Annotated in this window: 19 protein-coding genes and 1 pseudogene; 1 reads left to right on the top strand and 19 read right to left on the bottom strand. The window is 68.2% G+C overall.

All coding sequences use genetic code 11. The features are described 5' to 3' along the window. Positions 1-2: 2 nt before the first annotated feature. From AB0D66_RS24730 to AB0D66_RS24765, 8 genes are all read right to left on the bottom strand, one after another. Positions 3-3,098 (bottom strand): DEAD/DEAH box helicase family protein, encoded by a 3,096-nt coding sequence (locus AB0D66_RS24730; RefSeq protein WP_362307451.1) that lies wholly within the window; start codon positions 3,096-3,098, stop codon positions 3-5. Next, positions 3,099-5,096 carry a site-specific DNA-methyltransferase gene (locus AB0D66_RS24735; protein WP_362307454.1) on the bottom strand — a complete coding sequence of 666 codons (1,998 nt, stop codon included), beginning with the start codon at positions 5,094-5,096 and terminating at the stop codon, positions 3,099-3,101. Between the two features lie 50 nt (positions 5,097-5,146). Then, entirely contained in the window at positions 5,147-5,917 is a 771-nt protein-coding gene (locus AB0D66_RS24740) for a DUF4391 domain-containing protein (protein ID WP_362307457.1), read from the bottom strand. Beyond that, entirely contained in the window at positions 5,914-9,090 is a 3,177-nt protein-coding gene (locus AB0D66_RS24745; RefSeq protein ID WP_362307460.1) for a helicase-related protein, read from the bottom strand. The genes AB0D66_RS24740 and AB0D66_RS24745 overlap by 4 nt, the downstream gene beginning before the upstream one ends. A gap of 528 nt (positions 9,091-9,618) precedes the next feature. Continuing rightward, complete coding sequence (locus AB0D66_RS24750; protein ID WP_362307463.1) at positions 9,619-9,852, bottom strand: hypothetical protein; 234 nt, start codon at positions 9,850-9,852, stop codon at positions 9,619-9,621. Positions 9,853-9,859: 7 nt separating this feature from the next. Beyond that, a complete protein-coding gene (locus AB0D66_RS24755) occupies positions 9,860-10,324 on the bottom strand; it encodes a hypothetical protein (RefSeq protein WP_362307466.1) in 465 nt (154 codons plus the stop codon). A gap of 266 nt (positions 10,325-10,590) precedes the next feature. Continuing rightward, on the bottom strand, positions 10,591-11,040 hold the full coding sequence (locus tag AB0D66_RS24760; RefSeq protein ID WP_362307469.1) for an immunity 49 family protein: 450 nt from the start codon (positions 11,038-11,040) through the stop codon (positions 10,591-10,593). After that, positions 11,018-11,185 carry an Imm49 family immunity protein gene (locus AB0D66_RS24765; RefSeq protein ID WP_362307472.1) on the bottom strand — a complete coding sequence of 56 codons (168 nt, stop codon included), beginning with the start codon at positions 11,183-11,185 and terminating at the stop codon, positions 11,018-11,020. Before AB0D66_RS24765 ends, AB0D66_RS24760 begins: the two co-directional genes overlap by 23 nt. A gap of 104 nt (positions 11,186-11,289) precedes the next feature. On the opposite strand from AB0D66_RS24765, the gene AB0D66_RS24770 reads away from it, so the two are divergent. Further along, complete coding sequence (locus tag AB0D66_RS24770; protein ID WP_362307475.1) at positions 11,290-11,424, top strand: hypothetical protein; 135 nt, start codon at positions 11,290-11,292, stop codon at positions 11,422-11,424. Positions 11,425-11,438: 14 nt separating this feature from the next. Here the strand turns inward: AB0D66_RS24770 and AB0D66_RS24775 are convergent, their stop codons facing one another. The 11 genes and pseudogenes from AB0D66_RS24775 to AB0D66_RS24825 all read right to left on the bottom strand — a co-directional run. After that, entirely contained in the window at positions 11,439-12,299 is an 861-nt protein-coding gene (locus AB0D66_RS24775) for an immunity 49 family protein (RefSeq protein WP_362307478.1), read from the bottom strand. A 54-nt stretch (positions 12,300-12,353) separates the two neighbouring features. Then, on the bottom strand, positions 12,354-13,208 hold the full coding sequence (locus AB0D66_RS24780; RefSeq protein WP_362307481.1) for an immunity 49 family protein: 855 nt from the start codon (positions 13,206-13,208) through the stop codon (positions 12,354-12,356). A 17-nt stretch (positions 13,209-13,225) separates the two neighbouring features. Beyond that, the gene (locus tag AB0D66_RS24785; RefSeq protein ID WP_362307483.1) at positions 13,226-16,042 is read right to left on the bottom strand and encodes a hypothetical protein; all 2,817 of its coding nucleotides are present in this window, start codon (positions 16,040-16,042) and stop codon (positions 13,226-13,228) included. Further along, entirely contained in the window at positions 16,039-16,488 is a 450-nt protein-coding gene (locus AB0D66_RS24790) for a DUF6507 family protein (RefSeq protein WP_362307486.1), read from the bottom strand. Before AB0D66_RS24790 ends, AB0D66_RS24785 begins: the two co-directional genes overlap by 4 nt. A 50-nt stretch (positions 16,489-16,538) precedes the next feature. Next, positions 16,539-16,850 carry a pore-forming ESAT-6 family protein gene (locus tag AB0D66_RS24795; protein WP_361759939.1) on the bottom strand — a complete coding sequence of 104 codons (312 nt, stop codon included), beginning with the start codon at positions 16,848-16,850 and terminating at the stop codon, positions 16,539-16,541. Between the two features lie 55 nt (positions 16,851-16,905). Then, positions 16,906-17,238, bottom strand: a complete 333-nt coding sequence (locus tag AB0D66_RS24800; RefSeq protein ID WP_362307490.1) for a hypothetical protein — start codon at positions 17,236-17,238, stop codon at positions 16,906-16,908. A gap of 120 nt (positions 17,239-17,358) precedes the next feature. Then, a complete protein-coding gene (locus AB0D66_RS24805) occupies positions 17,359-18,777 on the bottom strand; it encodes a DUF6177 family protein (protein WP_362307493.1) in 1,419 nt (472 codons plus the stop codon). 65 nt (positions 18,778-18,842) lie between these two features. After that, positions 18,843-22,817 (bottom strand): type VII secretion protein EccCa, encoded by a 3,975-nt coding sequence (eccCa, locus tag AB0D66_RS24810; RefSeq protein WP_362307496.1) that lies wholly within the window; start codon positions 22,815-22,817, stop codon positions 18,843-18,845. Positions 22,818-22,819: 2 nt separating this feature from the next. Continuing rightward, entirely contained in the window at positions 22,820-24,052 is a 1,233-nt protein-coding gene (locus AB0D66_RS24815) for a MinD/ParA family protein (protein ID WP_362307498.1), read from the bottom strand. A 20-nt stretch (positions 24,053-24,072) separates the two neighbouring features. Next, positions 24,073-25,428, bottom strand: coding sequence for a type VII secretion integral membrane protein EccD (gene eccD, locus AB0D66_RS24820; protein WP_362307501.1), 1,356 nt, complete (start codon positions 25,426-25,428; stop codon positions 24,073-24,075). Between the two features lie 289 nt (positions 25,429-25,717). After that, a pseudogene (locus AB0D66_RS24825) lies at positions 25,718-25,957 on the bottom strand (hypothetical protein); the annotation flags it as partial. Between the last annotated feature and the right edge of the window lie 19 nt (positions 25,958-25,976).

Consider the following 25,976-nt stretch of genomic DNA (forward strand, 5'->3'; position numbering starts at 1 on the left):
GGTTAAGCGTCTCGTTCCATCACGGCGGTTGCCGCGTCGATGCCATTGACAACCGCATACTCGAGGTCATTGATTCCGCCCGCATGCTTGACCGTGTCGAAGTGGATGCGGGCGGAGGCGACCTTGCCTTGTTCCATAGGACGGAGCAGTTCGAGCTCGTTGGCGCCCTTGGTTTCGAAGACGATGTAGCGGCTTCCATCGGCACGTTCAACGGTTAGGGCCCAGTCGGGGTTGTAACGGCCCAGGGGCGTTGGGATCGTGAATGAGGACGGGAGCTTCACGAAGGTCTTGACCTCGGGTCGTTGGAGCAGCGCGAGCGCAAATTCCTTCTCGGTCTTCGAGTCGACGACCAGGTACTGGTAGACGGACTTCTTTTCAAACGAGATCGCGTTGCCCTCCGGGTCAGACACGATGTTGCCTCCAGGGCCGGTGTACCCGGCGACGTCCGCTTCGCGCAGCAGGCTGAGAGCGTACCTGCGGTCGGCTTCGGGGCGGGAGGAGTTCACCAGCTCGTAGCGCAGGCCCTTGATCAGGAAGTCAGCCTTCGTGATGTTGAGCTGCCGGGCGACCTGGTCGATGTACGCCTGAGGGTTGGTGCGGAAATGCTCGAGCGTGCCGGACTCGGTGAGGACGTGGGCGAGCGTGGCGCGCGTCAGCTGGGTGCGGTCGGCAAGGACGGACAGAATATCGGGCAGGTCCTCGCTATCAGCGTAGGTGACATCCGCACGCCGCACGGCGGCGGCTTCCGTGGTCAGGCCACTCTGGTCGATGCGCTCCACGCGGTGGGTGACCCACTCACCCCGACGCTTCGATACTGGAAGCATGTCGCGCAGTGACTTGACCATCGATGCACGCAGGTCAGCCTCCTCGACCTCGACGCGGTACTCCGTACGGTGTTGGATGCGATCCCAAAGCTCCTGGAACTCAGGGCTCTCCAGGCGTTCCTGGACGAGGGGCACTGTGACACGCTCGCCGGCTTTCTTGACGTCGATCGGCTTGGCCAGGCGCTTGATCAGTCCGAGCACTGCCTTGGCAGCGGCCTCGGAGTCGACGGAGTCGCTGACGATCTTCGTGAGGTTCGCGTCGCCGGTCTGTACAGCCTGGCGCAGGCTGTCTTGGACCTTTCCCTTGGCGTCGATGTATCCCTCGGCGAACAGGGCCTGGTACAGCGTTTGCGCGGCGGCCGAACCCACAGGAATGACTCTCCCGTCCTCTCCCTTAAAGGACAGGCGTGCGAAGCCGTCCACGGTGACGAGGCCGAACTGGATGTCCAGGTCCTCAGCCATCTCGCGCTGGAGACGGTCAGCGAACTCCTCGTAGGACTCGTTCGCGATCACGGTGAGGCGGTTGATGTCGAAGCCGCGCACACGGTTGCCGGCACCGTCGACACACAGTCGCAGGCCGCGCCCGATGGACTGGCGCCTCCAGCGATCGGTGCCCATGTTCCTCAGTACACAGATCTGGAAGACGTTGGGGTTGTCCCAGCCCTCCTGCAGTGCGGAGTGGCTGAAGATGAAGCGAATGGGTGTCCCCGGAGTGGTCAGCCCAACCTTGTCCCGCATGATCTGCTCGTAGGCCAGACCGGCCTGCTGGCGTCCCTTGTCGGTGGTCTCCTTGGTGTCTACCAGCACCTCGGTACCTCCCCTACGACGGTCCACGGAGAAGTACCCTTGGTGGGCCTCCTGCGCGACCTTGTCGGCAGCGCAGCCGCCCAGCAGGGTGTTGAACTCCGGCTCGGAGGCGATGCGCGCGTACTCGTGCTCGAAGATCCGCGCGTATTCGCCGGGAATCGCCTCACCATCGGGGCCGTACTCGCGGTATTTGGCAACGGAGTCGATAAAAAAGAGGCTGAGCACCTTGATGTTGCGTTGGTGGATCGCGAACTCCTGCTCCTTACGCAGGTGCTGCCGGATGATCTGGGCGATCATCTGGCGGGCTCGCTCATCGACGCTGACCTCGGCACCGATGCTGTCGCCGACGTTCAGCGGCTGCGCCACAGTGTCGAATGCAATGCTCTCTTGCCCCGAGGCCGCGTTGATGGCGACCACAGTGAGGTCCTTGTACAGGTCGCGGCCGGTCACGTCTGCGAGATTGTTGCGTGAACTAGTGTCCACAGTGACAGCCTTGCGCTTGATCTCGTTGCCCTGCTCGACATCCGCCTCGACGCGTGCTGTGATTGCTCCGCCCTTGCCACGTGACACTCCCAGCAGCTTGACATACGGGGTTGTCCCACTGGCTGTCGTGACCAGAGAGTCGACCTCGATCTGCTTAACTAGCTGGTTTTCGTAGGCAGCGATGGCATCCAGACGGTAGACGAGATTGGCCTTATCGGCCTTGTGGTGGGTGGCAGAGTAGCGCAGGGTGGCAAGGGCGCTGAAGCCTTCCAACGCACTGCGGCCAGCGCCCTTCTTCTTGCCGGCACCGGTGTCGCCGTACACGCTCTGAGGCTCGTCGACGATGATGATCGGGTTCGTGCTCCGAATCAGATCAGCGGGTACCTCGAAGTCGAGGTCTTCCGCTGGCTGGTAGATCTTGTTGGAACTCTTGTTGATCGCCGCGACTGTGACGATCATGATCTCGATGCTGGGCGACGTGGCGAACGAGCGGACGCGAGACGGGTTGCTGCCGTCGAACTGGAAGAAATTCATCGGCGGGTTGCCGTAGAGGGATCCAAAGTGTTCGCGCAGCATCCGGATGGACGTCTCGACACCCTCCTTGATAGCCACAGACGGCACCACCACCATGAACTTGGTAAATCCGTAGAGCTGATTGAGCTCATAGATGGTGCGCAGGTAGACGTAGGTTTTGCCAGTGCCGGTCTCCATCTCGATGGTGAAGTTCATCGAGTCCAGCGACGGCTCCGGACTGAGACCAGTACGGTTCTGCACCTCGTGCAGGTTGGCCAGAATCGTATCCGGGTCCAGACGGAGCGTGTTGCCATAGCCCCTGTCGGAGAACCCCTCGAAGCCAGCGTGAGCGGCCGGGTGGGCGTGCACCGTGAACTGAGAGGCCATGACCTCCTGGCCCCTGAACAGACCCGTGACCGCGTCGATGGCATGACGCTGGTACTCGAGGTCTGCGTCGAAGGAGAACTTCATTTAGATGCTCCGCAGCGTGGTGAAGCCGGCCTGGTCAAGAGCAGCGGCGAAGTTGAGCTTGGCAGCAGAGTCGAGGAAGCCCGTGTCACGGACGACGACGGTGGTGTCGGCGTCGCCTGGGTCTTCGTCGCGCCAGGCCACCAGTGCCTTGGCGACCTCGTTCGCACGCTCGACCGTGATGTCGGTGCCGAAGTACGCGAACAGCGCGCCAGCCAGGTTGTACAGCGTGCTGCCAGCGACTTCACGCGTCTCCAGCGGCGTGATCAGGTCCACGCCCAAGCGAAGCATCGTCTCAACCAGCAGGTCGTCCGTTGTACGCCCGGCAAGGAGGTTGTCCACGGCCCCAAGCAGGTCGAGCTGGTCGGGGGTGCCGTCCCAAGCCCTGACGTTGCTCGAAGCAAGGCGGTAAGAGCGGAATCCAGTGTCGATGTCCGCGGCGTCGAGCGCATGATTTGAGGCGATCTGGTTACCCGCGCGGCGCAGGCGTTCACGGGTGATGTCCGCGATAGTGCTGTAGCTGTCCATGCTGACGGGCTCGTCAAGCTGCGCCAAGATGTATCGACGGTTCCCGCCGTCGCTGACGTTTAGGTTCATTACCGCGTGACCGGTGGAGCCGGACCCTGCAAAGAAGTCAAGGACAAGCGCATCCGGGTTGTTGCCCGTCACGATATCGAGCCATCTGGCTACGATGTTTGTATCCTTCGGGAACGGAAATGCATCCTCGCCCAGCAGCTTCACCAAAGCTTTTCCGGCAGAGGTGCGTTCCTGGGCGAAAACCGACTCCGCTACCTGATCTGACATTTCATCGAGGAAGATCTTTCCGCGCGGAACTTTCGTCTCGTCTTCACCGAAGACGATCAGCCCATCTTCCATCATCTGGCGAGCAGACTCCTCGGTCATACGCCAGCCGCTCCCGCCCTGGGGCCGGGTCACGGCCTTTTTGGTAACCGGATGGTAAATGTCGTAGTTGCCGCTGGCTCGAAGATTTGGAGCGGAAAGGTCGCGGTCTGCGTTGTAAGGGCGCCCAGTGGCTTCGTCGAGGTTCGCAAATCTCAATACGCCGGCTGTCGCACCCTTCTTTGCCATGCCCTTGAGGAATTTCTTGTAGGCCTCGTTTGCGGTGGCCTTGTCTTCATGGGAAAGCCAGATTTCCGAAGCGCGCGCTAGAATTTCATCAACGCCGGGCTTCTTCTCGCGCCATCGTGTTTCTGCCTGCCGCAGAACCCCTTCGTTCTTTGCGTAGATGAGCATGTAGTCATGACCCACCGAAACGTAACGAGAGTCATTCTTGCGGCCGCCTTGCCAAATGATGTTGGCGATGAAGTTTTCCGCACCGAACACCCGGTCCAACAGGAGTTTGAGCCGCGCATGCTCGGTGTCATCAATGGCAGCGACGATGACGCCTGTTTCCTTTAGGAGATGGTGGGCGACGAGTAGGCGGGGGTACATCATTGACAGCCAGGCGGCGTGTCTGGAAGCGCCAGCCCTGCGATCCTGGGCGCGGTCAGAACCCACGCCGGCCTGGAGCGCGCCTTCGTCGTCGCGCTGGCCGGCAGCCGTCTCGTGTTCAACTCGGGAGGTGGTGCGCTTGTCGTCGTAGACGAGCTCGCTGCCGGTGTTGTAAGGCGGGTCGATGTAGATCACGTCGACCCTATTGGTGTATCCGCGGCGCAGCAGGCGCAGGATCTCAAGATTGTCGCCCTCGATCACGAGGTTATGGGTGGTGTCCCAGTCCACGGACTCGTCGGGCTTGGGCAAGAGCGTGCCAGTAGCGGGGAGGGTGGACAGGCGGCGGGCCTCAGCCATGCCAGGCCAGCGCAGGCCGAATGCCTCCGCAGTGGTGGGGGCAGCGTCGTTACCCAGCAGGTCACGGAGGGCGTCGATGTCGACCGTGCCGTCGACGACGGCGTCCGGGAAGAGGCGAGCCAGAACGTTGATATTCGACTTGGCCTCGCCGGGTCCAAGCAGGTCGTTGATCGGTTCGAAGTCCAGGGTCACAGGGGGAAAGCCTTCTTCTGTGGGATGCGGGCGGAATGGGGAGCCGTTTGTCAGGTGATGTCGGAGTTGTGGTCGGCACTGTAAAGGGTGCCTTTGACACTCCCGATCTGTGCCCGTAGCGACCGTGCTTCCGTGTTGAGCTGGATGCGTAGTTGTTGGTTCTTCGCCTGCTTGGCGTCCCGTACGACGATGGTCAGTTTGGTCTCCAGGTCGGTCAGCCGTCGGCGCAGTTTGATGGCGTCCACCGCTTGCAGGGAAGTGCTGGCGGGTTGTCCGTCAGCTGCGGCGGTGCGTACGAGGTCGCGGTACAGCGCCCACATGTCTGTGCGGTCGAGCCGGTCCAGATGCAGGGCGCGCGGTTTGATCTGCCTGGCCGGCACCATGACGTGTGCGTCGATCACGGAGGTTGAGCGGGTGGGATCCGTGCGGCTGACATGGCTGAGTGCCAGGGATAGCGCCGTCGTGCCGTCCGGCATACGTGCGAGCAGCACCACAGGCTTGGCCATGCTGCGGTGGACGAGCTCGGTCACGCGGGTACGGTCGGCTGCTGTCGTCGTGTCTGCCACGACGACCTCCAAAACCGGGATATCGACGACGGCGCGCTCGGTGTCCTGATGTTTGGGTACCTGGATAGTCTCAGGACGCAGGATGCCGACCAGCTGTGCTGAGACCACGGCCTTGGTGATCAGGCGTGCATCGGCGGGTGCCTGATCCTCGAACTGCGCGCAGAGCATCTTCTTAGTGATGCGGTGCTGCTGGCGTGCCGCCTCGGGCAGGCCGAGCAGACTGGCACCGTCGCACTCGTGGAATATCTCGGTCATGGGGTAACCGCCACCCAGGCGACCACGTCGACGGCTTCCAGGCCGGGCGCGGTGGCGTCCGTCCCGAGCTGGGAGGGACCTGCGGAGAACAGGGAGGCCACCATGTCCTCCTCAGCCTTGCCGGAAGCGGCTCGGACCGCCACGTCCAGCAGGTCGCGGTAGTGCTTCATGGATTTACCCGACCTGGTCGCTTTGTCGAACTCTGCAAGGACACTGGCGTCAGGTTCAGTGCTGCCCAGGCAGTGGTGGCGCAGTATGTCTAGGGCCAGCTTGGGTTCCTCGATCGCGTGGGCGATCCTGCCGTCGTTCGTTACGTAGACGAGCACATACGGGGCCAGCGGGTACGCCTTGGAGAAGGTGAATGCGTCGTCTCTCACTCGCAGAAGGAAGACCGCTCCAGGAGCGAGCCCGTCGTCGGCCAGGGCCTCGTCGAAGCGGGTGACGCCGAACAAGGCCAGGGGCCACCTGGTGATCTCCTGGATCTCCTTGCGTGGGTGTGCGGCGGCGTCCATGCGGAAGTCAGAGAGAGTCAGGTCGGTGATACTCAGGCCGCCTGCGAGGTCTTCCATGGTGGGAGCGGCGTCCTGCATCTGCTGCAGCTGTCTGCGCCGGTAGTCGAGGTCGTTCATGCCACTGGACGTAACGTCTAGGATGTTCTCCTCGCCGGTCGCGGAGACGTCCAGGAGGGTCATGCGGCTGGAAACGCGCGTCTCGAGGTTGATGTAGGCGTCCAGGTCCATGTTGGGCCAGAAGTTTACAAGCTGGACGCTGGTGTTGGTGGTCCCCAATCGATCTACACGCCCAAAGCGCTGGACGATGCGCACAGGGTTCCAGTGGATGTCGTAATTGATCACCGTGTCGCAGTCCTGAAGGTTCTGGCCTTCAGAAATCGTGTCGGTGGCGATCACGATGTCGATCTGGGGGGAAGCCAGGTCGCCGCCCTTGGAACGCGGGGAGAACGCGGTGAGCACGTCGATCATGTGGGTGCGCTTCATCGAGAGGGTAGCGCGGGTGGTCTGCCCGGTGATCAGGGCCACGTGTACGCCCAGCTCGTCGTTGGCCCAGCGGGCCACGTGATCGTAGAGGTAGTCGGCGGTATCGCTGAACGCGGTAAACACCAGGGCCTTGCGGTTGCCGTCGTTGGTGGGGTGCTCGATCTTGTTGCGCAGGAATTGCTTGAGCTGGACCAGCTTGGCGTCGCGTGCAGCGTCGACCGCCTTCACTTCGGCCAGCAGGGCGGCCACGGTGTCCCGGTCTTGCTGGAGTTCTTGCCTCCACCTAATCCGGTCGATGTCGGCGAGGAACACCTTGACGCTACCGCCGACGGTGTCCTCAAACTGGGGGTCGTCCAGATCGATGCTCTCGAGGTCGGCGAAGCTGTCGATGGAGGTTCCCTCGCGTCCGGTCGCCTCGTAAGCATCGATGCTAGCGATCGCACTGTCGATCGTGGCAAGGATCTTGTCGAGCGTCTTACCCAGGGAGTTGACCGAGGACTCCAGCCGCTTGAGCAGCCCGACACGCAGCAGGTGGACCACGTTGTTCTCGCGGTCGGTCTGCTTCCACACTCGCTGACCGCCCGTGCGTACCTTCTGGTCGTACATGGCGGCGTACTTGTTCTCGTGCTTCGTGCTGACGTAGGAGGTGGGCTTGTAGGCCGCCAGGTTCAGGCGCAGAATCGATCGGTTGATCTGCTCTAGCGGGATCATCGTGCCGGCCGAATCGATGGGCGGGGTGAGGTTGATCGGGACCAGGCGGTCAGGGAACTTTCCTACATCCTTGGTGCCGTAGTACTTCTGGATGTGCTTGCGCGAGCGGGCGATGGTGACAAGGTCCAGCAGGCGGATGTAGTCCATACCGAGTGTGCCGACAAGGGACTTCGTACTCCGGGTGGCCGCCGGCATGCGCTGCCACTCGTTGAAGTGCCTCTGTGCCTTGGCCAAGGTGGCCTCGATGCTCTTGATCCCATCTGTGGACAGGGCTTGGTCATCGCCTTCGGTAGCGAACAGGACCTGGTTCTTGAGGTCGGCCAAGCGGGTGTTCACGGGAGTGGCGCTGAGCATGAGGACCTTGGTTTTGACGCCGCGCTTGAAGACCTCGTTCATGAGGCGCTCATACCGGGTCATCCGGCCCTTGACTTGCGGGTTGTTGCGGAAGTTGTGGGACTCGTCGATCACGACGAGGTCGTAGTTGCCCCAATTGATGTTGGTCAGGTCGATGTCCCCGGACAGCCCACTGGTGCGGCTGAGGTCGGTGTGGTTGAGGACGTCGTAGTGGAAGCGATCCTCGGCCAGCGGGTTGCGGTTGTCATTGCTGCGGTAGATGGTCCAGTTCTCCCGCAACCGCTTGGGTGCCAAGACGAGGACGCGGTCGTTGCGCAGCTCGTAGTACTTGATCACCGCGAGGGCTTCAAACGTCTTCCCCAGGCCCACGCTGTCGGCGATTATGCAGCCGTTGTGACGTTCCAGCTTCTCGATCGCGCCGAGCACGCCGTCGCGCTGGAATTTGTAGAGCTTGTTCCACACGACGGAGTCATAGAAGCCGGTCTTGCCGCGCTCGGCGGTCTCCTCACCGGACTCCTCGACGAAGTCCTTGAACAGAGACGTCAGGACACGCAGGTAGACGGACTCGGGAGCTCTGTCCTCGAAGAGAGCTCGGGCAGCGTCGAGGAACTCCTCCTGGACGGCGCGGGTCGTCGCGTCGTCTTGCCACATCCGCTCGAAGTTGAGGACGGTCTGTGCCACCTTGTCTGCGTCCGTGGTCTCCAGGGGGAAATACAGGTCCTGGGATGCCACGAGGCCGAGGCTCTCGGACTCGAAACCTGCCCCGTCGACAACGTAGGGGAACGGGCCATCGACACTCGTCCAGGTGCCGCGAGTACGACGCTTGAGCGTTCTTGCCCGGAGGCGTTGTTCGGCCCAGGCTACGAACGCGAGGGCGATGCGGTGCTGGTCCAGGCGCGCACGCTTTAGATTTTCCTGCTCGAGCCCGTTGAGAGGGAAGTCCTCGAGGCTGTTGCCGTGCAGCAGTAGACGCAGTTCGACATTGGTCAGCTCGTCTTGGAGCTCCTCGTAGACGAAGAGGGAAAACGACTCCGACAGCGAGTCAAGGCGTGTGGCGCCCGTAAGGTGCTTGCGCAACCGGTCGATCGCCTGCCCTGCGTCACTGGGGACCATGAAGCCGAACCTCCGGGGAGTGAGTGGACTCATTGCGGTACGGGACCGTGATCGACTCTGATGTTATCGACGACGTGTGACTGGCCGGGCTGGCTTTCACTCCCTGAACCAGTTCACCGAGGAGGCCACTGGTTACGCGGCAGCGTCCGAGCTGCTCTGTGTGCCGCACCGCGTAGTTCCCTCGCCGCTTACGCACCGCCACGGGCACCCACGTGGTCAAGTCCTGGCCGGACCGAATAGAAGGAGGGCCCATCTCCAGCAAGGCTTCGCCGGCAGCCAAGGAGACTGGTCAGATAGTCGGAGTTGCGTGAGCGGTGCGTGAGCGGACGGGGTGGCGCGGGGTGGATTGGGCGGCACGCGGGGGCCGGGCCGTACCCACCTGACCTGGGGAAACGGGATTCCGTGGTACCATCCGGCACCAGCCGGGATGATCTTGCGGGGCCTCGTAATGCGTAGGTCTCGGGTTCGAATCCCGAAGGCGGCTCTGTAGAAGCCCCAGGACTCACTCGCCGTGACCTGGGGCTTTTGCTATTTCCTGGCCCGGACACCCTGCCTCGCGAGCCGCGCCAGCCAGGCCCATCGGACGAGCCCGCCGACGGCCGCGGACACGATGATGGCGCCCCAGTCGATGACGTGGGGGAGTCCGGGGAAGAACGCGAAGAACCCGAAGGACGCGGCGACGCCGACGAGGAACGCGACGAGGCCGGCACGGCGGCGCCCGGTCTCCCGGGCGGGGTCGTCGGGGTTGGGCTGGGTGCTCATGCGCGGCTCACTTCGTGATGTGGTGGCACTGGCTGACCCGGCGCACGCCGTTGATGTGGAGGTGGGCGCATGCCTTGCCATAGCGGGGGAGTTTTTGGGGTGCGTTGTCGCGCATCGGGTTGATCTTGCACTCGGCGTGGGTCTTGCCGCGGGAGGTGCGGTAGGTCTTGTTGTCGGTGTCCGCGTACGTGAAGTCGATACGCCAGTTGCAGAAGCCGGCGTTGAGGGCTCCTACGAAGCCGCAGTCGACGCCGGCGTTCTGGTAGGTGATGTTCTTGCCGTCGCCGCGGATGATGTGGGTGAACATGCAGCCCGTGGGGACCTTCATCGTGACGCCCCCGACTTGGTAGTCGAAGGTGGCGACCGGTGCCGAGCCGATGGCGCCCGCGCGCGCCTCGGCCGGGGGTAAGACGGCCAGCGCGGCCATGGTGGTGAGGGCGGCGGTGATCCGGGCGGGTAGAAGTCGGTCCATCTGCGTTCCTTTCCTGCGGAGTGTCTGCGCAGATCGGAACTCCCGTGGCCGGTCCGGGGTTCTGCCTTGAAAGGCAGACCACCACGAAGAGTGATCAACGGATTGGCATGCTGACTGTCCGTAACCCAGGACAGCAGGCGCTCGTCACGGGGGGGGGGCAGGCCGCGCCGCTTTGCCGCCGGCAGTGTCAGGCCAGGACGCCGTAGGCATCGACACCGGGAGCTTCGGTCCCTCCGACGGCCTCCCGCAGCCGAGCGCTTGCGGTGTTACGCGTCGAACTCGCCGCGCCAGGCGAAGTCGAGGAGGGCGTCCGGCAGATAACCGGACTCGACCTCGATCGCAATGCCGTTGGCCTTGGCCAGGCAGGCGATCGCCAGCGGGGCGATGGACACGACCCCTTCGATGTTCTGGGTGCGGTCCTCGTCCGCCGTCCAGTACTCCTTGTGCCAGACCAAGGCTTCATTCAGGGCCTCGTTGAAGCCTGCCGCGTCGTTGCGCAGATAGCGGTAGAACATCATGATCGGCGGGTACTTGGGCTTGCCCATGGTCTCGGCGTCGAGGACGCGGGCGGCCTCGGGGGCGCTCAGGTCCACGGCGCGGACCAGGCGCCGGCTGACGTCGTCACGCCGCAGCCAGAAGCTCTGGAGGGTCTCGACCCAGGAATAGACGTACTCGTCCAACACCCCGCCGCAGTCACGCAGCAGCGACACAGGCACCTGTGCCAGCATGTCGAGGCAGGCGGGCCGTCTCCCGGCACATCAGCGCCAGGCAGAAGGCGTTGATCCACGTCCCCGCATTGAGGTAGAGCTGCGGACCGGTGGTGGCGAGCTGCCGTTCCTCCTGGCGGATCTTGCATGTCACCGTGGCCTGATGCGGCTGCGAAGACCGCCGAGTGCACCTGCATGGCCAGCAGCCAGGACTCCCAGGTTTGCAGCATCACCGCATCCGGGTCTCCGATGCAGCGGATGCGGGCCACGTTCAGCGACGTGGCCAGCGACGCGTTCCTGGCTCCGTGCGAGGTCTCGATGGTCTCCAGCGAAGAGGACAGCGACCCCTCCATGACGGGAACGACCTCTGCCATCCTCGCCGACGCGTCATAACGGCGCGTCGCTGGTCACGTGGTGGACTCACCGACCCATGTGCGCTTGACCAGGTGCTTCGGCAGGTACTCGGACTCGACGTCGATGGGGAAGCCCGCGTCCTGGGCGAGGCAGACCATCGCGAGAGGGCCGATCGGGACGAGCCCGCGGGCGTCGCGCGCGCGGTCTTCGTCAGCGGTCCAGTACTGCTTGTGCAGGGTGAGGGCGTTGGCGAGCGAGCGGCTGAACTGGTCGTGGTCGGCGGTGGCGAAGCGGTGGAAGAGGTCCACCCCCGGCCACAGGATCTTCGTGGTCATCTCGGGGCCGGCGATCGGAGCGGCCTCCGGCGCGAGTCCCTCCGCGGCTTGCAGGAGCTGGTCGCCGAGGTCCGGGCGGGTCAGCCAGTACGACCGGAGCGTCTCCATCCACGGGCGGAGGTACGGGTCGAACTCGGCTCCGGATGCCTCCAGCAGGGACGGCGGGATCTCGCAGAGCGCGTCCAGCCGTGCCTTGTCGCCACAGATCACCGCGAGGTAGAAGACGTTGATCCAGGTCCCGGCGTGCGCCCAGGACCGCGGCCCGGACGCGAGGAGGGTCCGCATCTCGTGGTGGATGAGGCATGCGACGCTGTCGTCTGTCGTGGCCGCCGCCGCGAACATCGCGGAACCGCACTGCATGGCGACCACCCATGCCTCCCACGTCTCCAGCCACGCCGCCGCAGGGTCCGGAACGCTCCGTTCCTGGGCCAGGAGCAGAGCGTCGGACATCGCGTCGGCGATCGCTTCGGGTGCCTCCCGCAGGTCTTCGAGTGCCCACACGACGCCCTCGCTGAGGACGGGGTCACGGCCCGGGAGGTCATCGCGGAGGAACTCGTGACGCGGAACGGAGACCGCCATCAGCGTCCTCCTCGGTAGAGATCGAAGTAACTCGGCCCGTCCTGTGCTGCGGTGCTACGCGTCGAACTCGCCGCGCCAGGCGAAGTCGAGCAGGGCTTCGGGGAGGTAGTCGGTCTGGACCTCGACCGCTAGTCCGTTCGCCTTGGCCAGGGAGGCGATCGCCAGGGGGGCGAGGGCCACGACGCCCAGGATGTTGTGGGCGCGGTCCTCGTCGGCGGTCCAGTACTCCTTGTGCCAGCGGACTGCGTCGGCCAGGGCCTCGTTGAAGCCGGCGACGTCGCCCCGCAGGTAGCGGTAGAGCATCATGATCGGCGGGTAGCGGAGCTTGCTCATCTCCTCCGCGTCCACGACGCGGGCCTGCTCGGGTGCGCTCAGGTCCACGGCGCGCACCAGGTGCGTGCGCAGGTCGTCCCGGTTGAGCCAGAAGCTCTGGAGCGTCTCCACCCAGGCGTAGGTGTACTCGTCCAGGACTCCGCCGAAGTCGCGCAGCAGGGACACCGGGATCTGGGCCAGCATGTCGAGGCGGGCTGCCTCACGACAGATGATCGAGAGGTAGAAGGCGTTGAGCCAGGTGTTCGCGTTGAGATAGGCCTGCGGGCCGGTGGTGGCGAGGTGGCGTTCCTCCTGGCGGATCTTGCAGGTGACCGTTTCCAGGTCGGGAGCGGTCGCGGCGAAGACGGCCGAGTGCACCTGCATGGTCAGCAGCCAGGACTCCCAGGTCTCCAGCATGACGGCACCGGGGTCCCCCACGGTGCGGACGAGGGCGACGTTCAGCGACCTCATGACTGCGCCGGACCTGGAGCTGTGCGAGGTCTCGATCTCCTCCAGCGAATAGGACAGCGACCCCTCCATGACGGGAACCACCGCCGCCATCTCGTCCTTCGGATAGTCCTGGCGCGGCACGATCACGGACAATGTCTCCTTTGTCATATCTTGAAGAATTCGAGGACGGCCCCAGCGTACTTAGCGCCGCCGTCCGTGGCCTTCACCATGGCGTACTCCAGGGTTTTGGCATCCAGGGCCTTCGTCAGCTCGTCGGCGAGGTCCGAGTTTGTCCATACCTTGCCGTTGGCGTCGGTCACCTTCAGGTTCGGCCGGAGTTCCATCTCGGCGATGATGGTCCGCAGGTACGGCTCGGTGCCCTGTTTCACCATGAAGCCCTGGGCCGGACCGACACCCTTGCGCCAGAGCAGCCCGGAAGACGGGGCCTTCGCCTCGATGACCATCAGCTTGCCGTCCGGACGGCGGTACAGCTGGTCGAACATGTTGGCGCCGTTGGGCGTCTTCGGCAGCGGCTGCTCCACCGATCCGGGGAACTTCTCCGGTACCACGTGCAGCCGCGCCGCGTCCTCGCCCAGGCGCTCCGAGAACGAGGTGTTGTTGGAGGTGTTCTCGCCCCACCGGGGGGTCATGCGGGTGTCGAAACGCTCCTGCGCCCTCGCCAGCTTCTCCAGTGTCTCGGCGGTGGGCGAGGCCTTGTGCGCACGCTCGGCGTTGGCGAGTTCCACCGAGGCCTTGCGGTCCCTGGCTACGTCGTCAAGGTGGTTGATCGCGGGAAGGGACTCGTTGCGGCCCAGATCCGAGCGGCCGAACTTCGTCTCGGAGCCGGCGGGCGGAAGGCTGTTCTTGGAGATCCAGGACCCGTCGCTGTCCTTGGCCAGGATCGGCAGCTCGACGTCGTCGATCGTGGTGTGGATGCTGTGGCGGTGCCCGTCCGACCGGTAGTACTGGTTGAACCAGGTCTTGTCGGGGTCGTTCGCGCGTTGTACGAACTCGTCCTGCTTCGCCTTGACCTGCTCGGGCGTCAGCTGCTGCCCGGCGGCGGGCGGCGTCGGCTGGCCGTCGTGACCGCCGGCCGGTGCCGTTCCGTCGCCCGCCCGGGCAGCATCGTCACCGAAGCCCGGGATGTCGTCGAAGCCGCCGGGGCCGCGGCCGCCCAGCGGGTTGGCGGTGCCGCCTCCGCCGGGACCGTCCGTGTGGCCGACTCCGGGGCCCGGGGTGTCCGTGTGGGTGGCTGCCGTGGAGGGGGTGTCCGGGTGGCCGGTCGGGGACGGGGTGTCGCCGCCGCGCGAGGGCGGGTTCAGGTCGTTGCGCGGCATGTTGTCCGGGGCGTGGCCGCCGGGGGTGTTGTCGAAGTCGCGCGGGCCGTGTGTGCCGTTGTCCAGGGCGTGGGCCGGGTCGGAGAGGTGGGAGCCGAGGTTGATGCCGTTGTCGCCGCCGCGGACGCCCGCGCCGACCAGTTCGCGCTCCGGGACCCTGGCCGTGGCCGGGGAGTCCGCCTTCGGGGCCTCGGTCCGCGGTACGTTCGCGCCCGTCTCCGGCGAGGGCTCCTGCTTGGCGGCCGTTCCGCTCTGCTCGAGGGAGCCGTCGGGCTTGTAGATGTTGCCGTCGAGGTCCATGAAACGCGACGGGCCGGCCGTCGGGAGTTTGACCGTGCCCGGCGGGAAGGTCGTCGTGCCCTCGGGGAGCTTGGCGGTGCCGTCGGGGAGCTTCGTCGCGCCTTCCGGGATCGGCGTGCCGGAGGGGAGGTGGATCGCGCCGTCCGGGAGCATGACCGCGCCGTCGGGCAGGGCGATCGCGCCGTCCAGGTTGATGCTCGGGACCTCGACCTTGCCCATGCCCTTGAGACCGGCCATCACATCGCCGATCTTGGAGAGGCTCGCGCCGGCGCCCTTGAACATGTACGTCATGGGGTCGATCGCCCGGCCGGCCTTGCCCGCGAAGGAGAGGGTCTTGGCGACCGCGCCCGCCTTGCCCGCGCCCGAGACGGCGCCGCCCGCGCCGCCGGTGAACACCGTGGTCAGGACGTTGAAGGTGACCGCGCCCGCGGCACGGGAGGGGTTGGAGCCCCACTGGTCCCAGGCGAGCAGGGCCTTGCCGGTCTCCTTCATGGCGGTGCGCGAGTCGCGGAGCCAGGAGGGGAGCTTGTCGTCGGGGGCGGCGAGGAAGAGGGGGCCGGCGCCGGGGATCGACATGATGGCGAGGCCGGTGCCCAGCTTCGCCAGACCCGTCCAGGACTGCTTGAACACGTCCCAGCCCTGGAGGCCGACGAGTCCGCCGAGGCCCTTGAGGGTTCCCCAGACGCCGTCGACGACGATGCCCTTGCCGAACTCCCAGGCGTGCTCCCACACCTGCCAGGCGGGGATGGACTCCTCGACGGCGTCGCCCCACGGCAGGGACTTGGACTGCTTCATCGCCTCGGCGTCGTAGCCGTACATGTCCTTGCCGTTGGAGCCGTCGTTGACCTTCAACGGCTTGCCGCCGACCAGGGCGACGATCTTCCCGTGGGCCGCCCGCTCCACTTCCTGGAACTCGGCCCACACCTCGGCGATCTTGTTGCGGCGCTCGAGGTTCTCGTCGATCAGATCGCCGTCTTCACGCCACTTGTCGTCCTTGTCGGTCTTCTCGCGGAACGACGCCGCTTCGGCCTTCAGGGCTTCGAGCTTCTTGATGACGGGTGCGGCATCACGGGAGTACGTACCGAGCGCGCCGGCGATCGTGCACATGTCGGAGCTGAGTTTGAGGCCCAGGTCGGAGACCGGCTTGGTCGTCGCGAACAGCTGGTCGGCCTCGGGGGCCTGGTAGAAGGCCCGGACCCCGCCGAAGCTGGTGTGGACGTCCGAGGTCTTCGTCGCGACCGCCGCACCACCCGACGAGATCAGCTTCACCTTCTCGTCCAGCGTCGCCAGATCCCCGGTGAAGACCGGCACCTCGGCCGGATCGACCGGCGCGTCCCCGCTCACTTCTTGCCCCCCGGCTTCTCACGCAGCACTTCGAGGTTGACCGACTTGGCCGCGTCCTGGGCCGCCTTGGCCTGGTCGAGGTCGCCTTCCAGGTACTCGTTCGTCGCCTTCACCGCACCGAGGATGCACGCCTCGATCCGCTCCGCCATCGACTTGAACTCCGGCTTGCGGGTCGTCAGATACTCGCCCAAGGCGGCCGCCACCGGACCCATCGCCTTCTGCGGCGCCAGATAGGGCACGCCGCGATTCGGCGTCGCACCGGGGGCCAAGGGGCCCTGCGGCGTCATCCCCGACGCCGAGCCCGGCACGGCCGTCCCCGCGGCCTGGGCCGCCTCCGACATCGCCGTGAGCAGGTCGTTCAACGCCTTCTCCAGCTCACCGGCGTTCGTGCCGACCGTCTTCAACTGGCCCTGCACACCCTGCGGTTTGATGTCCCACGCCGTCATCGACGAACCCCCGTACTACCCCGACCAACCGTCCCGCCGCACCTGCCCGCTCAGCCGATGTTGTCGACCGCGGCCTTCGCCCGCTGCAGTGTCTGCTGCGCCGTCGCGTCGTTCTTCTCCAGCGTCGTGTTCAACAGCTGGATGATGTTCTTGACCTCCTGCGACGCGTTCTTCCACCGCAGCTCCTTGGCGTGGTAGTCATCCGCCACACCATCCGCCGCGAAGTCCGTCATCGCCGCCGCGACCTGCGCCTCACGCGCCGCGATCACCTGCTCCAACTGACCGATCACGGCCTTGATGCCGCCCTGCACCTCCGTCGAGGCACCCAGGTCGTACGCACGACGATCCGTCCCACCAGCCACCACAACCACACTCCCCGCGAAGAAGAACCATTCAGGACAAGGGCCCGCAAGAGACCTAGCGGCCGCGGAAGCGGGCCGCGTCGAAGTTCGCCGACCCCTGCGTCTGCCGGGCGTTCTCACCCTGCTCCTGGTCGCCCGACCCGAACGCCTGCTCCATGCCCGACTGACCGCCCAGGATCGCCGCCAGCGAGGCGTTCAGCTCCTTCGCGATCCCGTCCGCACGCAGCTTGAACGAATCGAACGCGACCTTGCCCTGACCCTGGAACTTGCCCTCCAGCGGCTGCGCCGCGGCCACCAGCTGCTTGATCAGCGAACCCAGGTCCGTATTCGAGCCACGCGACCCCGACATCAGGTTCGTCAGAACCTGCGTCCCCATGTCGAACTTCATCCCACACCCCCGTGCATTCGAACGACGACCACAAGTACGTCCTTTTCTATCAACCTACATCGCGCCTGCAACCAGCAACGAGCGGGTTGTGACTTACCCATGACAAACCCCTACAGGTCTTCACGAGCCCTTCAGATGGCGCGTCAGCTGCTCGAAGACGGCCCACCCCGACAGGTCCGACGGGTCTCCCGGCAGCGGGTAGTAGTAGCCGGGGCGGGCCTTCGGGCCCAGCCGCACCGGCTGCTCCGCGAGCGGGGTGTGCCGGGCGCGGTCGTCCGGCATGGCGCGGACCTCCTCCGAGCCCAGGACGAAGGCCAGCGGCACGCCCGGGCCTTCGAAGCGCGGCGGGACCAGCAGGTCGCGGCGCGCTTTGCGGAGTTGTACGAGCATCGACTGGAGGCGGTGGCGGGTGACGAGGGCCTCCGCGGTGCGGGGCAGGGCGTCGAGCGGCGGCTCCTCGCCGGCGCCGTAGCCGAGCGCCAGCGTGACGGTCTCCTCGACGCCCGCCTTCGTACGGCTGACCCGCACCGTGGCGAGGCCCGGCCGCTCGGGGCTGCCCACGACCACGAACCACGTCGGTTCGGGCGCCCGGGCGAAGGCCACGTCGGTGAGCCGGCCCGGCGACCAGGGCAGGTTGGCCGGTTCGGCCGTGCCCCAGCCCGCCGGCGGCTCGCCGGTCAGCTCGCGCCACACCGTCTCCAGGGCGCCGCCGAGGACCAGCCGGTCGTCCGCGGGGTGGATGGTGCGGAAGGTGAGGGCCAGCTGCCGCTCGGCCGTCTCCGCGACCTCCTGGTACGAGGCGGCGACCGGCGTGCGCGGGTCCTCCTCGGTGGCGTCCTCGGCCACCACGGTGGCGAACATGCCCTCCTGCCAGCGCAGCACCGCGCCCGAGAGCCCATCGTAGTAGCCCTCCCGCTCGTCCTGCACGACCCACCGCGAAGGCCAGTCCGGCATGTTGGCCAGCACCGCCGGGGACAGCAGGGTCCCGGGCGGAGTGACGACCTGCAGCCCCCGCTCGGCCGCCGCGGAGGCCCGGAAGGCGTCGGAGAGCCAGGCCGTCATGGCGACGACCGGGCGGTCCATGATGACCACGGCGACATGGGGGGTCAGTACGTCGACGGCGGGCTGCGCCGCGGCGGGGGTGGGCGCGACGCTGACCCCGTCGCCGCGCACCACGCCCAGCGAGCGCGCGGCTTCCGGCGGCCAGGCGGTCCCGCCGGCCAGTTCGGCGAGCCGGGCCGCGAAGGTCCCCGCGAGGCGCTCGGCGTCGGGCACACCGGTGGTGGCGCGGGCCTCCGTCCACCAGAACGGAACGCGCGGCGGAGTGGCCCCGAGCAGCCGCTCGGCCTCCCCCTCGACCTGCACCAGCAGCGGCGCCTCGACCGAGACCAGCGGCCGCCCCTGCTCGTCGCAGAGCTGTACGACCGCCCCCTCGCCCGTCGTGTTCACCAGCTTGTCCGGACCTCCGGACAGGAGGCCGGCGAGCACCGCCCACGGATCGGGCATCTTCGGGGTGAGGGCTATGACGTCCTTGGTCATGGGGGCGTACGGTCCTTCGCAGTCCGGTTTCAGGCAGGGAGCGGCAGGGGGGGGCGGGACGGGCGTTACTCGGGCGTGTACACGGTCTGGACCAGGCGGTTGGACTGGCCCCTGCGGATGAGCACACCGCGCCCGGCGGGGTGCTGGGCGGCGTACACGCCGGGGAACAGCTGGCCCTCGCCCCGGTCGCCCGCCATCACGACCGCCGAGGCCCCCGATTCGCGCAGGCCCTGCACCAGCGGCTCGTACATGCCGCGCGAGGCGCCCGCGACGCGGCGCGTCAGGACGAAGTGCAGGCCGATGTCCGCCGCCGAGGGGATGTACGGAACGAACGGGGCGAGCGGCGACTGTCCCGCGGTGGTGAGCACGTCGTAGTCGTCGACGAGGACCACGATCCGCGGTCCGCCGCCCCAGCTGCCGGGCTCCAGGTCCTCCAGCGGGGCGCTGTCGTCGGGCAGCCGCCGTTCCAGTTCGGTGGCGATGCCCGCGGCCAGTCCGGCGCACATCTTGGAGTTGTAGGCGTAGCCGCCGTTGAACTCCTCGGGGACCACCCCGCGCAGGCTGCGCCGCGGGTCCATGACGGCGAAGACCAGCTCGTCCTCGCCGTAGCGCTCGACGAGGCCGCCGGCGATCGTCTTCAGCAGGTTCGTCTTGCCGCACTCGCTGTCGCCCATGACCAGCAGGTGCTGGTCGTGCCGGAACAGGTCCAGCAGTACGGGCGCCAGCGCGCTCTGGTCGAGGCCGATCGGCACCCGCTTGGGCTCGGCGACCGGGCCCGGCAGCAGGTGCGGCTCCAGGAGGTGAGGCAGCACCCGTACCGGCTGGGCGGCCTCGCCGCTCCAGGTGGCGCGGATCGTCCGGGCCGTGCGCTCCAGCACCGCGCCCAGCTCGGTGGTCTCGCGCAGGCCGTCCGTGCGGGGCAGTGCCACCTGCGCGAAGAGCTTGCCGTCGGTGAGCACCCGGCCGGGCTCGTCCGGCGACAGGGTCTCGGCGAGCTTGCGCTCGATGCTGGACTCGCTGGGGTCGTTGAGGCGCAGCTCCACGCGGGTGCCGAAGTTCGACTGGGTGGCGATGCGGACGTCGTTCCAGCGGAGCATGCCCGCGACGACGTGGATGCCGTAGCCGCCGCCGCGCTTGAGGATGTCGACGACGGCGTCGTCGAGCTCCTCGAAGTCGTCGCGCAGCGCGCCGAAGCCGTCGATGACCAGGACGATCTCGGCGGAGGCCAGCTGGGGGAGCCGGCCGGCCGCGTGCAGGGTGCGCAGCTGCTCGACGGAGTCGATGGTGTGCTCGCGGAACACGTCCTCGCGCAGGGCGAGCATGGTGCGCACCTCTTCGACGGTGCGGGCGGCCCGCTCGCGGTCGGCGCGTCCGGCGATCCCGCCGACGTGCGGCAGGCCGGAGAGGGCCTGGAGGCCGCCGCCGACGAGGTCGAGGCCGTAGACGCCGACCTCCTGGGGGGTGTGGGTCAGCGCGAGCGAGAGGACCAGGGTGCGCAGCAGGGTGGTCTTGCCGGACTGCGGGCCGCCGATGACGGCGGCGTGGCCGCCCGCCACGGTGAGGTCGAGGTACCACTCGCCCTGCCACTGCTTCGTCGGGTCGTCGAGCAGGCCGAGCGGGACGGCGAGCGGCCCGCGCCGCTTGGCGAGCTGCATGCCGCGCGGGCCCACGTCGAGGGGGCCGGCGACGGTGTCCAGGGAGACCGCTTCGGGCAGCGGGGGCAGCCAGATGCGGCGCACCGGGCCGGCGGCGCCCCGCAGCTGCTCGACGATGACGCCCATCTCGGTCGGCCCGGTCTCCCGGCGCCGTGCGGAGGGTTCCTGGCCGCCGGTGCTCTCCGGCTTGGACAGGGTGTTGAAGGCCTCGTACTCCAGGGCGAGGGGGCCGGTGTCCTCGTCTTCGGTGCGCTGTACGGGGCCCCGGTAGGCGCCGGAGACGTAGCTCGCCTTGAACCGCTCGTAGTGGCTGGTGTCGACCTTGAGGTAGCCGAAGCCGGGCAGTGGCGGCAGGTGGAAGGCGTCCGTGGTGTCCAGGACGGTACGGGACTCGTCGGCGGAGAAGGTGCGCAGGCCCAGGCGGTAGGAGAGGTAGGTGTCCAGGCCCTTGAGCTTGCCGCCCTCGATGCGCTGGCTGGAGAGCAGCAGGTGCACGCCGATGGACCGGCCGATGCGGCCGATGGACAGGAACAGGTCGATGAAGTCGGGCTTGGCGGTGAGCAGTTCGCCGAACTCGTCGATGACGACGAACAGGTGCGGCAGCGGGTCCAGGTCGGGCCGGCGTTCGGCGCGCAGCGCGGCGTAGTCCCCGATGTCGGCGACGTTCCCGGCGTCCTTGAGGACCTGCTGGCGGCGCTTGACCTCGCCGGCGAGGGAGGCGTGGACGCGCTCGACGAGGCCGGCCTGGTTCTCCAGGTTGGTGATGACTCCGGCGACGTGCGGCAGGTCCGCGAACGGCGCGAAGGTGGCGCCGCCCTTGTAGTCGACGAGGACCAGGGCCAGGTCCTCCGGCGGGTGGGTGGCCACCAGGGCGAGGACGAGGGTGCGCAGCAGCTCGGACTTTCCGGAGCCGGTGGCGCCGACGCACAGGCCGTGGGGGCCCATGCCGAGCTCGGAGGACTCCTTCAGGTCCAGCAGCACGGGCTCGCGGGCGTCGCTGATGCCGATGGGGACGCGCAGGAAGGCGCGTTCGCCGCGGGGTGCCCACAGGCTCGGCAGGTCGAGTCGGGCCACGTCGTCGATGCCGAGCAGGTCGGCGAAGTCGACCGGCCCGGACAGCGGGGCGTCGATGAGGGACTCGGCGGACAGGCGCAGCGGGGCGAGCATCCGGGCCAGGCCCTCGGCGAAGGGGATCCCGACCTCGTCCACGGTCCCGTGGGCGCTGATGGGCTCGTCCTGGCGGAGGTCCTCGATGAGCACCTGGTCGCCGTCGACGGTGATCCGTACGCCGACGTGTCCGGGCTCCTGGACCCGCCGTTCGAGCAGGTGCAGGACGGTGACGCCCATCTCGCGCAGGCCGACCGCGTCGTCGGGGCGCGGCAGCTCGACGGCGTCCTCACCGTGTCCGTCGGTCACGACGAGCAGCCGGGAGGCCATGGTCAGGGCGTCCTTGCCGGACAGTCCGCGGCGGACCTCGGCGGCGTAGGAGGCGCGGCGGCGCAGCTCCGGGCCGACCTGTTGGGCCAGCTGGACCGGGGAGGGGGCGATGCGGCGGGCGGCGACGGGGCCGTCGAGCTGCTCGGTGTCCAGGAGGTGGGGCATCCACTTGGCCCACTCCCAGTCGCCGCGCCGGTCGCCGGGCACGGCGAGCGCGATGGCCACGTCGTCGGGTGCGTGCAGGGCGGCGGCCTGGACCAGCAGGGCGCGCGCGACGCGCAGGCAGTCCTCGCGGGGGCCGATGACGCTGATGTTGCCGACGCGGTCGAGCGGGACGGTGAGCGGCAGTTCGGTGCCGTTGCGGAAGCGGGCGGTCAGCGCCGAGGCCTCGTTGAGCATGAACTGGTCGGGCGGGGTGAGGACGGTCGATCCCTGCTGGCCGATCTGCAGGTCGCGTACGGGCATCTCGCCGGTGCCGACGCGCACGCGCAGGAAGTCGCCGTCGACGCGGCGGCGCTCCCACAGCCGGGCCGGGTCGCGCACGATGTCGTACAGGGCGTGCGGCGGCGGGTTGAGGACGTCGGCGTGCTCGCCGCGGGCGCGTTCCTCGCCGGCGAGTTCCTCGCGCAGGTCCTCCAGGTAGGCCAGGTACGCCTCGCGCTGGGTGCGGCGGGTGCGCTGGGCCTTGCCGCGCTGCGAGAAGACGAGCGCGAGGGAGCCGACGATGGTGACGACGAGGATCAGCGCGCCGAGCGCGGCGAACTGGCTGTTGCGGACGACCGTCATCATCACGACGGACGACATGACCCCGGCCACGGGCAGCAGCGACATCGCGATGTTGCCCGCCTTCCCCTCGGGGAGGTTGGGCGGGGCCTCGATGGTGCGGGCCGCGGGGGCGGCCGGGGGCCGGATGGTCCGCGCCGGGCGGTGGATCAGTCGGGTACTCATCGTCAGTGGCGCTTCTGGGAGAGCTGGAAGACGTGGGCGGCGAGCCGGGCGGCGGTCTGCCGGGTCGAGCGGGCGAGCAGTTCGGTACGGATCCGGCCGCCGTCGGCCAGGTGGCGGTCGTAGGGCAGGACGTGGACGCTCGGCCCGGCGGCCTGGAGGGTGCGGACCGCCTCGGCCACGTCGATCCCGGAGTGCGGCGCCTGCTCGGTGAGTACGACGACCGTGCTCGCCATCACGTGCGGGGGCAGGCCCTGCATCCACTGGAGGACCGCGCAGGTGCTGGTGACGCCGTCCAGGGTGGCGGGGACGGCCAGCACCCGGGCCTGGGAGGCGGACAGCGCGACGCGGGCCACCTCGGCGGGCAGCGTCTCGCAGTCGACGACGGTCACGCCGAAGTAGCGGCGCAGCGCGACCATGGCGCGCTCGTAGGACCGGGTGTCGAGCATCGCGCCGATCTGCCCCTGGCTGCCGGGCAGCAGCCAGGCGTTGTCGCGCAGCTGCACCAGGTAGCCGGTGACGTCGAGCAGCGACATCTGGGGTTCGACGATGTCCGCGACGTCGCCGGTGGTCCAGCGCAGGGTCTCGGCGCCGAGGCGGATCGGGAGCGAGCCCAGGGCGGGGTCGGCCTCGACGAAGAGGACGGGGTCCTGCCGGTAGTGCGCGTACGTGGTGCCGAGCAGGGCCGCGACCGTGGACTTGCCGGCGCCGCCGCGGATGGAGGTGACGGCGATCTGACGACCGGTGGTCACGGGCTGCTGGAGCAGCTCGGCGGCGCGGGTGGCCTCGGCCACCTCGCGGGAGGCGGAGGAGGAAACGGTCCTGCGGACGGCGCGCAGGGCGCGGGCCGGGAAGGGCTCCCCGTGTCGGGCCGTGCGTCCCACACCCGCGAGGTTCCGGTCCACGGCGGGCCGGGACTCGGGGGCGGGTGCTCCCTGCCGGCGCCCCGCCGGGGCGTACGCGGCCTGCGGCTGGGGGTGGCCCTGCGGGTGGGGTTGGCCGTGGCCCTGCGGGTAGCCCTGGAGTCCGGCTGCGGCCGGGCCCTGCGGCGGGTATCCGTACGCGGGATCCGCGGCGCCCGGGGCGGGTGCCTGCGCGCCGGGACCCGGCACGGGCTGCTGCGGGCCGCCCGGACCCGGTACCGGCTGCTGCGGGCCGCCCGGACCCTGGGCGGAAGGCTGCGCTCCGCCCCTGAGGTCGCGCAGGACGTCGCCCTGCCAGTTGTCTCCGTGTCGCATGTCTGCCCCTGCCCTCTTCCTCAGAACTTGTTGAGCAGCTGCCCGTACACGCCGAACACCCCGACGGCGAGCGGGAAGAGCCCCACCATGCCCACCGATTCGACGAGGTCGGCCGTGCGCCGCAGCCGGACCTGCACGTGCTCCGGCGGCTGCACCGCGAGGACGAGCAGGGGCAGCAGCCCCGCCAGGCCCAGGACGGCGAGCGGTCCGGCGCCCCCGCCGTGCTCGGTCCACAGCATCACGAGGCGTACGACGAGCAGCGCCGCGGCGGCGATCAGCGCCACGACCTCGGCGACCAGCGGGAAGGCCCGCGCCCTGGACAGGAGCACCACGGCGACGAGCGCGGGCAGTGCCACCGTCCACACCGACGGCTTCCCGGCCAGCGTCAGCAGCCAGCCGGCGGCCGCCGCCGAGATCGCGGTGGCGATCGTGGCGAGCGCGAGCCCGCGGTGGGTGGCGGCGAGCGCGTTGCCCACCTCGTGTCGGCTGACGGAGGTGCCGCCCGAGCGGCGGTCGTCGAGCGCGGTGAGCCCCGAGGCCATCAGGGCGAGCCGCGGCAGCAGGCCGAGCAGCACCACGGAGACGAGGGCCATCACCGCGCCGAGCCGGGCCGGGTCGTCCTGGAGGGCGGCGACGGCCTCCCACAGGGCGGTGATCACGGCGGTGGCCACGGCTCCGAGGAGCCCGCCGCGGCCGAGCGGCGAGAAGTAGCCGAGGAGCACCAGGGCCAGCACGAGCGCGCCCGCGACGGCCGCGAGCCGTGCACTGCCCGACCAGTGGTGGGCATCCGCGGCGGTCCACGCGGTGAGCAGGCCCAGCCCGCCGGAGGCGAGCAGCAGGGCCGTGGCCAGGCCGCGGTTGCCCTGCCCGATCCGGGAGACGAGGGCGCCGGCCGCCATCAGCACGAGCGTGACGGCGGCGAGCGCGCCGGCCAGTGATTCGAGTCCGAACTCGCGGCGGGCGAGCAGTGCGGCGGTCACCGTGAAGGCGACGGTCGCCACGCCCGCGCTGCCCCGGCGGGCGGCGGGGCGCCAGCGCCAGGCCTGCAGGTCGAGGTCGTCGGCCACCAGGTCGGTGACGTCGTGGACCACGGGGGCGGGCGGCGCGGAGTGGCTCCTGACGAGCCGCAGGACGGCGCCGTCGGCTATCCCGGCCGACCCGAGCGTGCTCTCGTGCGGCAGCGCGGAACCGTCCGACGTGATCAGCTGACGGGTCAGCGGCCGGGTGGCGACCCGGTCGTCGAGCAGCTGCAGTATGTCCGGGAGCAGCTGCCCGATCGGAGTGTCGGAGGGCAGGACCACATCGGCCCGGCGCCGCTCGCCGACCAGGGTCACCCGGCTCAGTTGCGCCCGGGAAGTCGTTGCTGTGCTCACCACTTACGGGAACCTATCATCGCGGGGTTGCGACCTTTCGGGCGAAGGGGGACAAGGCGCTGCTGCCGGACTGTGAACTCTCCCGGATCCACACGCCTCTGCTTCTTCCTCTACGACTACGGCGGTGCGCCGCCGCCTACGACTGCGTCGGCTTGGGCGACTTGGCCGAGGGCGCGGGCGATGTCGTCTTCGGAGGTTTCGACGGCTTCGGCGACTTCGACGGGGACGCTCCCGCCGAGCCGGACGGCTGCGGGGGCGGCGACGGCTGCCCGGGCGGCTGCAGCTGGCCCTGCTGCTGTTGCTGCTTCTGCTGCTGCTCGGCCTTCTGCTTCGCGAGCGTGTGCTGGACGAAGGACCAGCCGACGCAGCCCGCACACAGGACGGCCGCGATGGCGATCCCCGCGAAGAGCTTCCCGAGCCGCTCGTCCGCCGTGCGCCGCGCCCGCTGCGCGCCGAAGAGCAGGGCGTCCCTCATCCTGCGGCGGCGTACCGCCACCGATTCCAGAAGCTGGCTGTCGTAGTCCCGTGCCATCCGTCGTCCGTTGCCTCAG

The sequence above is a fragment of the Streptomyces sp. NPDC048270 genome (assembly GCF_040652335.1).
Taxonomy (GTDB): domain Bacteria; phylum Actinomycetota; class Actinomycetes; order Streptomycetales; family Streptomycetaceae; genus Streptomyces.

What these genes read in the sequence shown, in the direction of transcription:
- AB0D66_RS24730 (WP_362307451.1), bottom strand. Translation starts at nt 3,098, where the DNA reads ATGAAGTTCTCCTTCGACGCAGACCTCGAGTACCAGCGTCATGCCATC.
- AB0D66_RS24740 (WP_362307457.1), bottom strand. Translation starts at nt 5,917, where the DNA reads ATGACCGAGATATTCCACGAGTGCGACGGTGCCAGTCTGCTCGGCCTG.
- AB0D66_RS24745 (WP_362307460.1), bottom strand. Translation starts at nt 9,090, where the DNA reads ATGGTCCCCAGTGACGCAGGGCAGGCGATCGACCGGTTGCGCAAGCAC.
- AB0D66_RS24750 (WP_362307463.1), bottom strand. Translation starts at nt 9,852, where the DNA reads ATGAGCACCCAGCCCAACCCCGACGACCCCGCCCGGGAGACCGGGCGC.
- AB0D66_RS24755 (WP_362307466.1), bottom strand. Translation starts at nt 10,324, where the DNA reads ATGGACCGACTTCTACCCGCCCGGATCACCGCCGCCCTCACCACCATG.
- AB0D66_RS24770 (WP_362307475.1), top strand. Translation starts at nt 11,290, where the DNA reads ATGCGGGCCACGTTCAGCGACGTGGCCAGCGACGCGTTCCTGGCTCCG.
- AB0D66_RS24775 (WP_362307478.1), bottom strand. Translation starts at nt 12,299, where the DNA reads ATGGCGGTCTCCGTTCCGCGTCACGAGTTCCTCCGCGATGACCTCCCG.
- AB0D66_RS24790 (WP_362307486.1), bottom strand. Translation starts at nt 16,488, where the DNA reads ATGACGGCGTGGGACATCAAACCGCAGGGTGTGCAGGGCCAGTTGAAG.
- AB0D66_RS24800 (WP_362307490.1), bottom strand. Translation starts at nt 17,238, where the DNA reads ATGAAGTTCGACATGGGGACGCAGGTTCTGACGAACCTGATGTCGGGG.
- AB0D66_RS24805 (WP_362307493.1), bottom strand. Translation starts at nt 18,777, where the DNA reads ATGACCAAGGACGTCATAGCCCTCACCCCGAAGATGCCCGATCCGTGG.
- eccCa (WP_362307496.1), bottom strand. Translation starts at nt 22,817, where the DNA reads ATGAGTACCCGACTGATCCACCGCCCGGCGCGGACCATCCGGCCCCCG.
- AB0D66_RS24815 (WP_362307498.1), bottom strand. Translation starts at nt 24,052, where the DNA reads ATGCGACACGGAGACAACTGGCAGGGCGACGTCCTGCGCGACCTCAGG.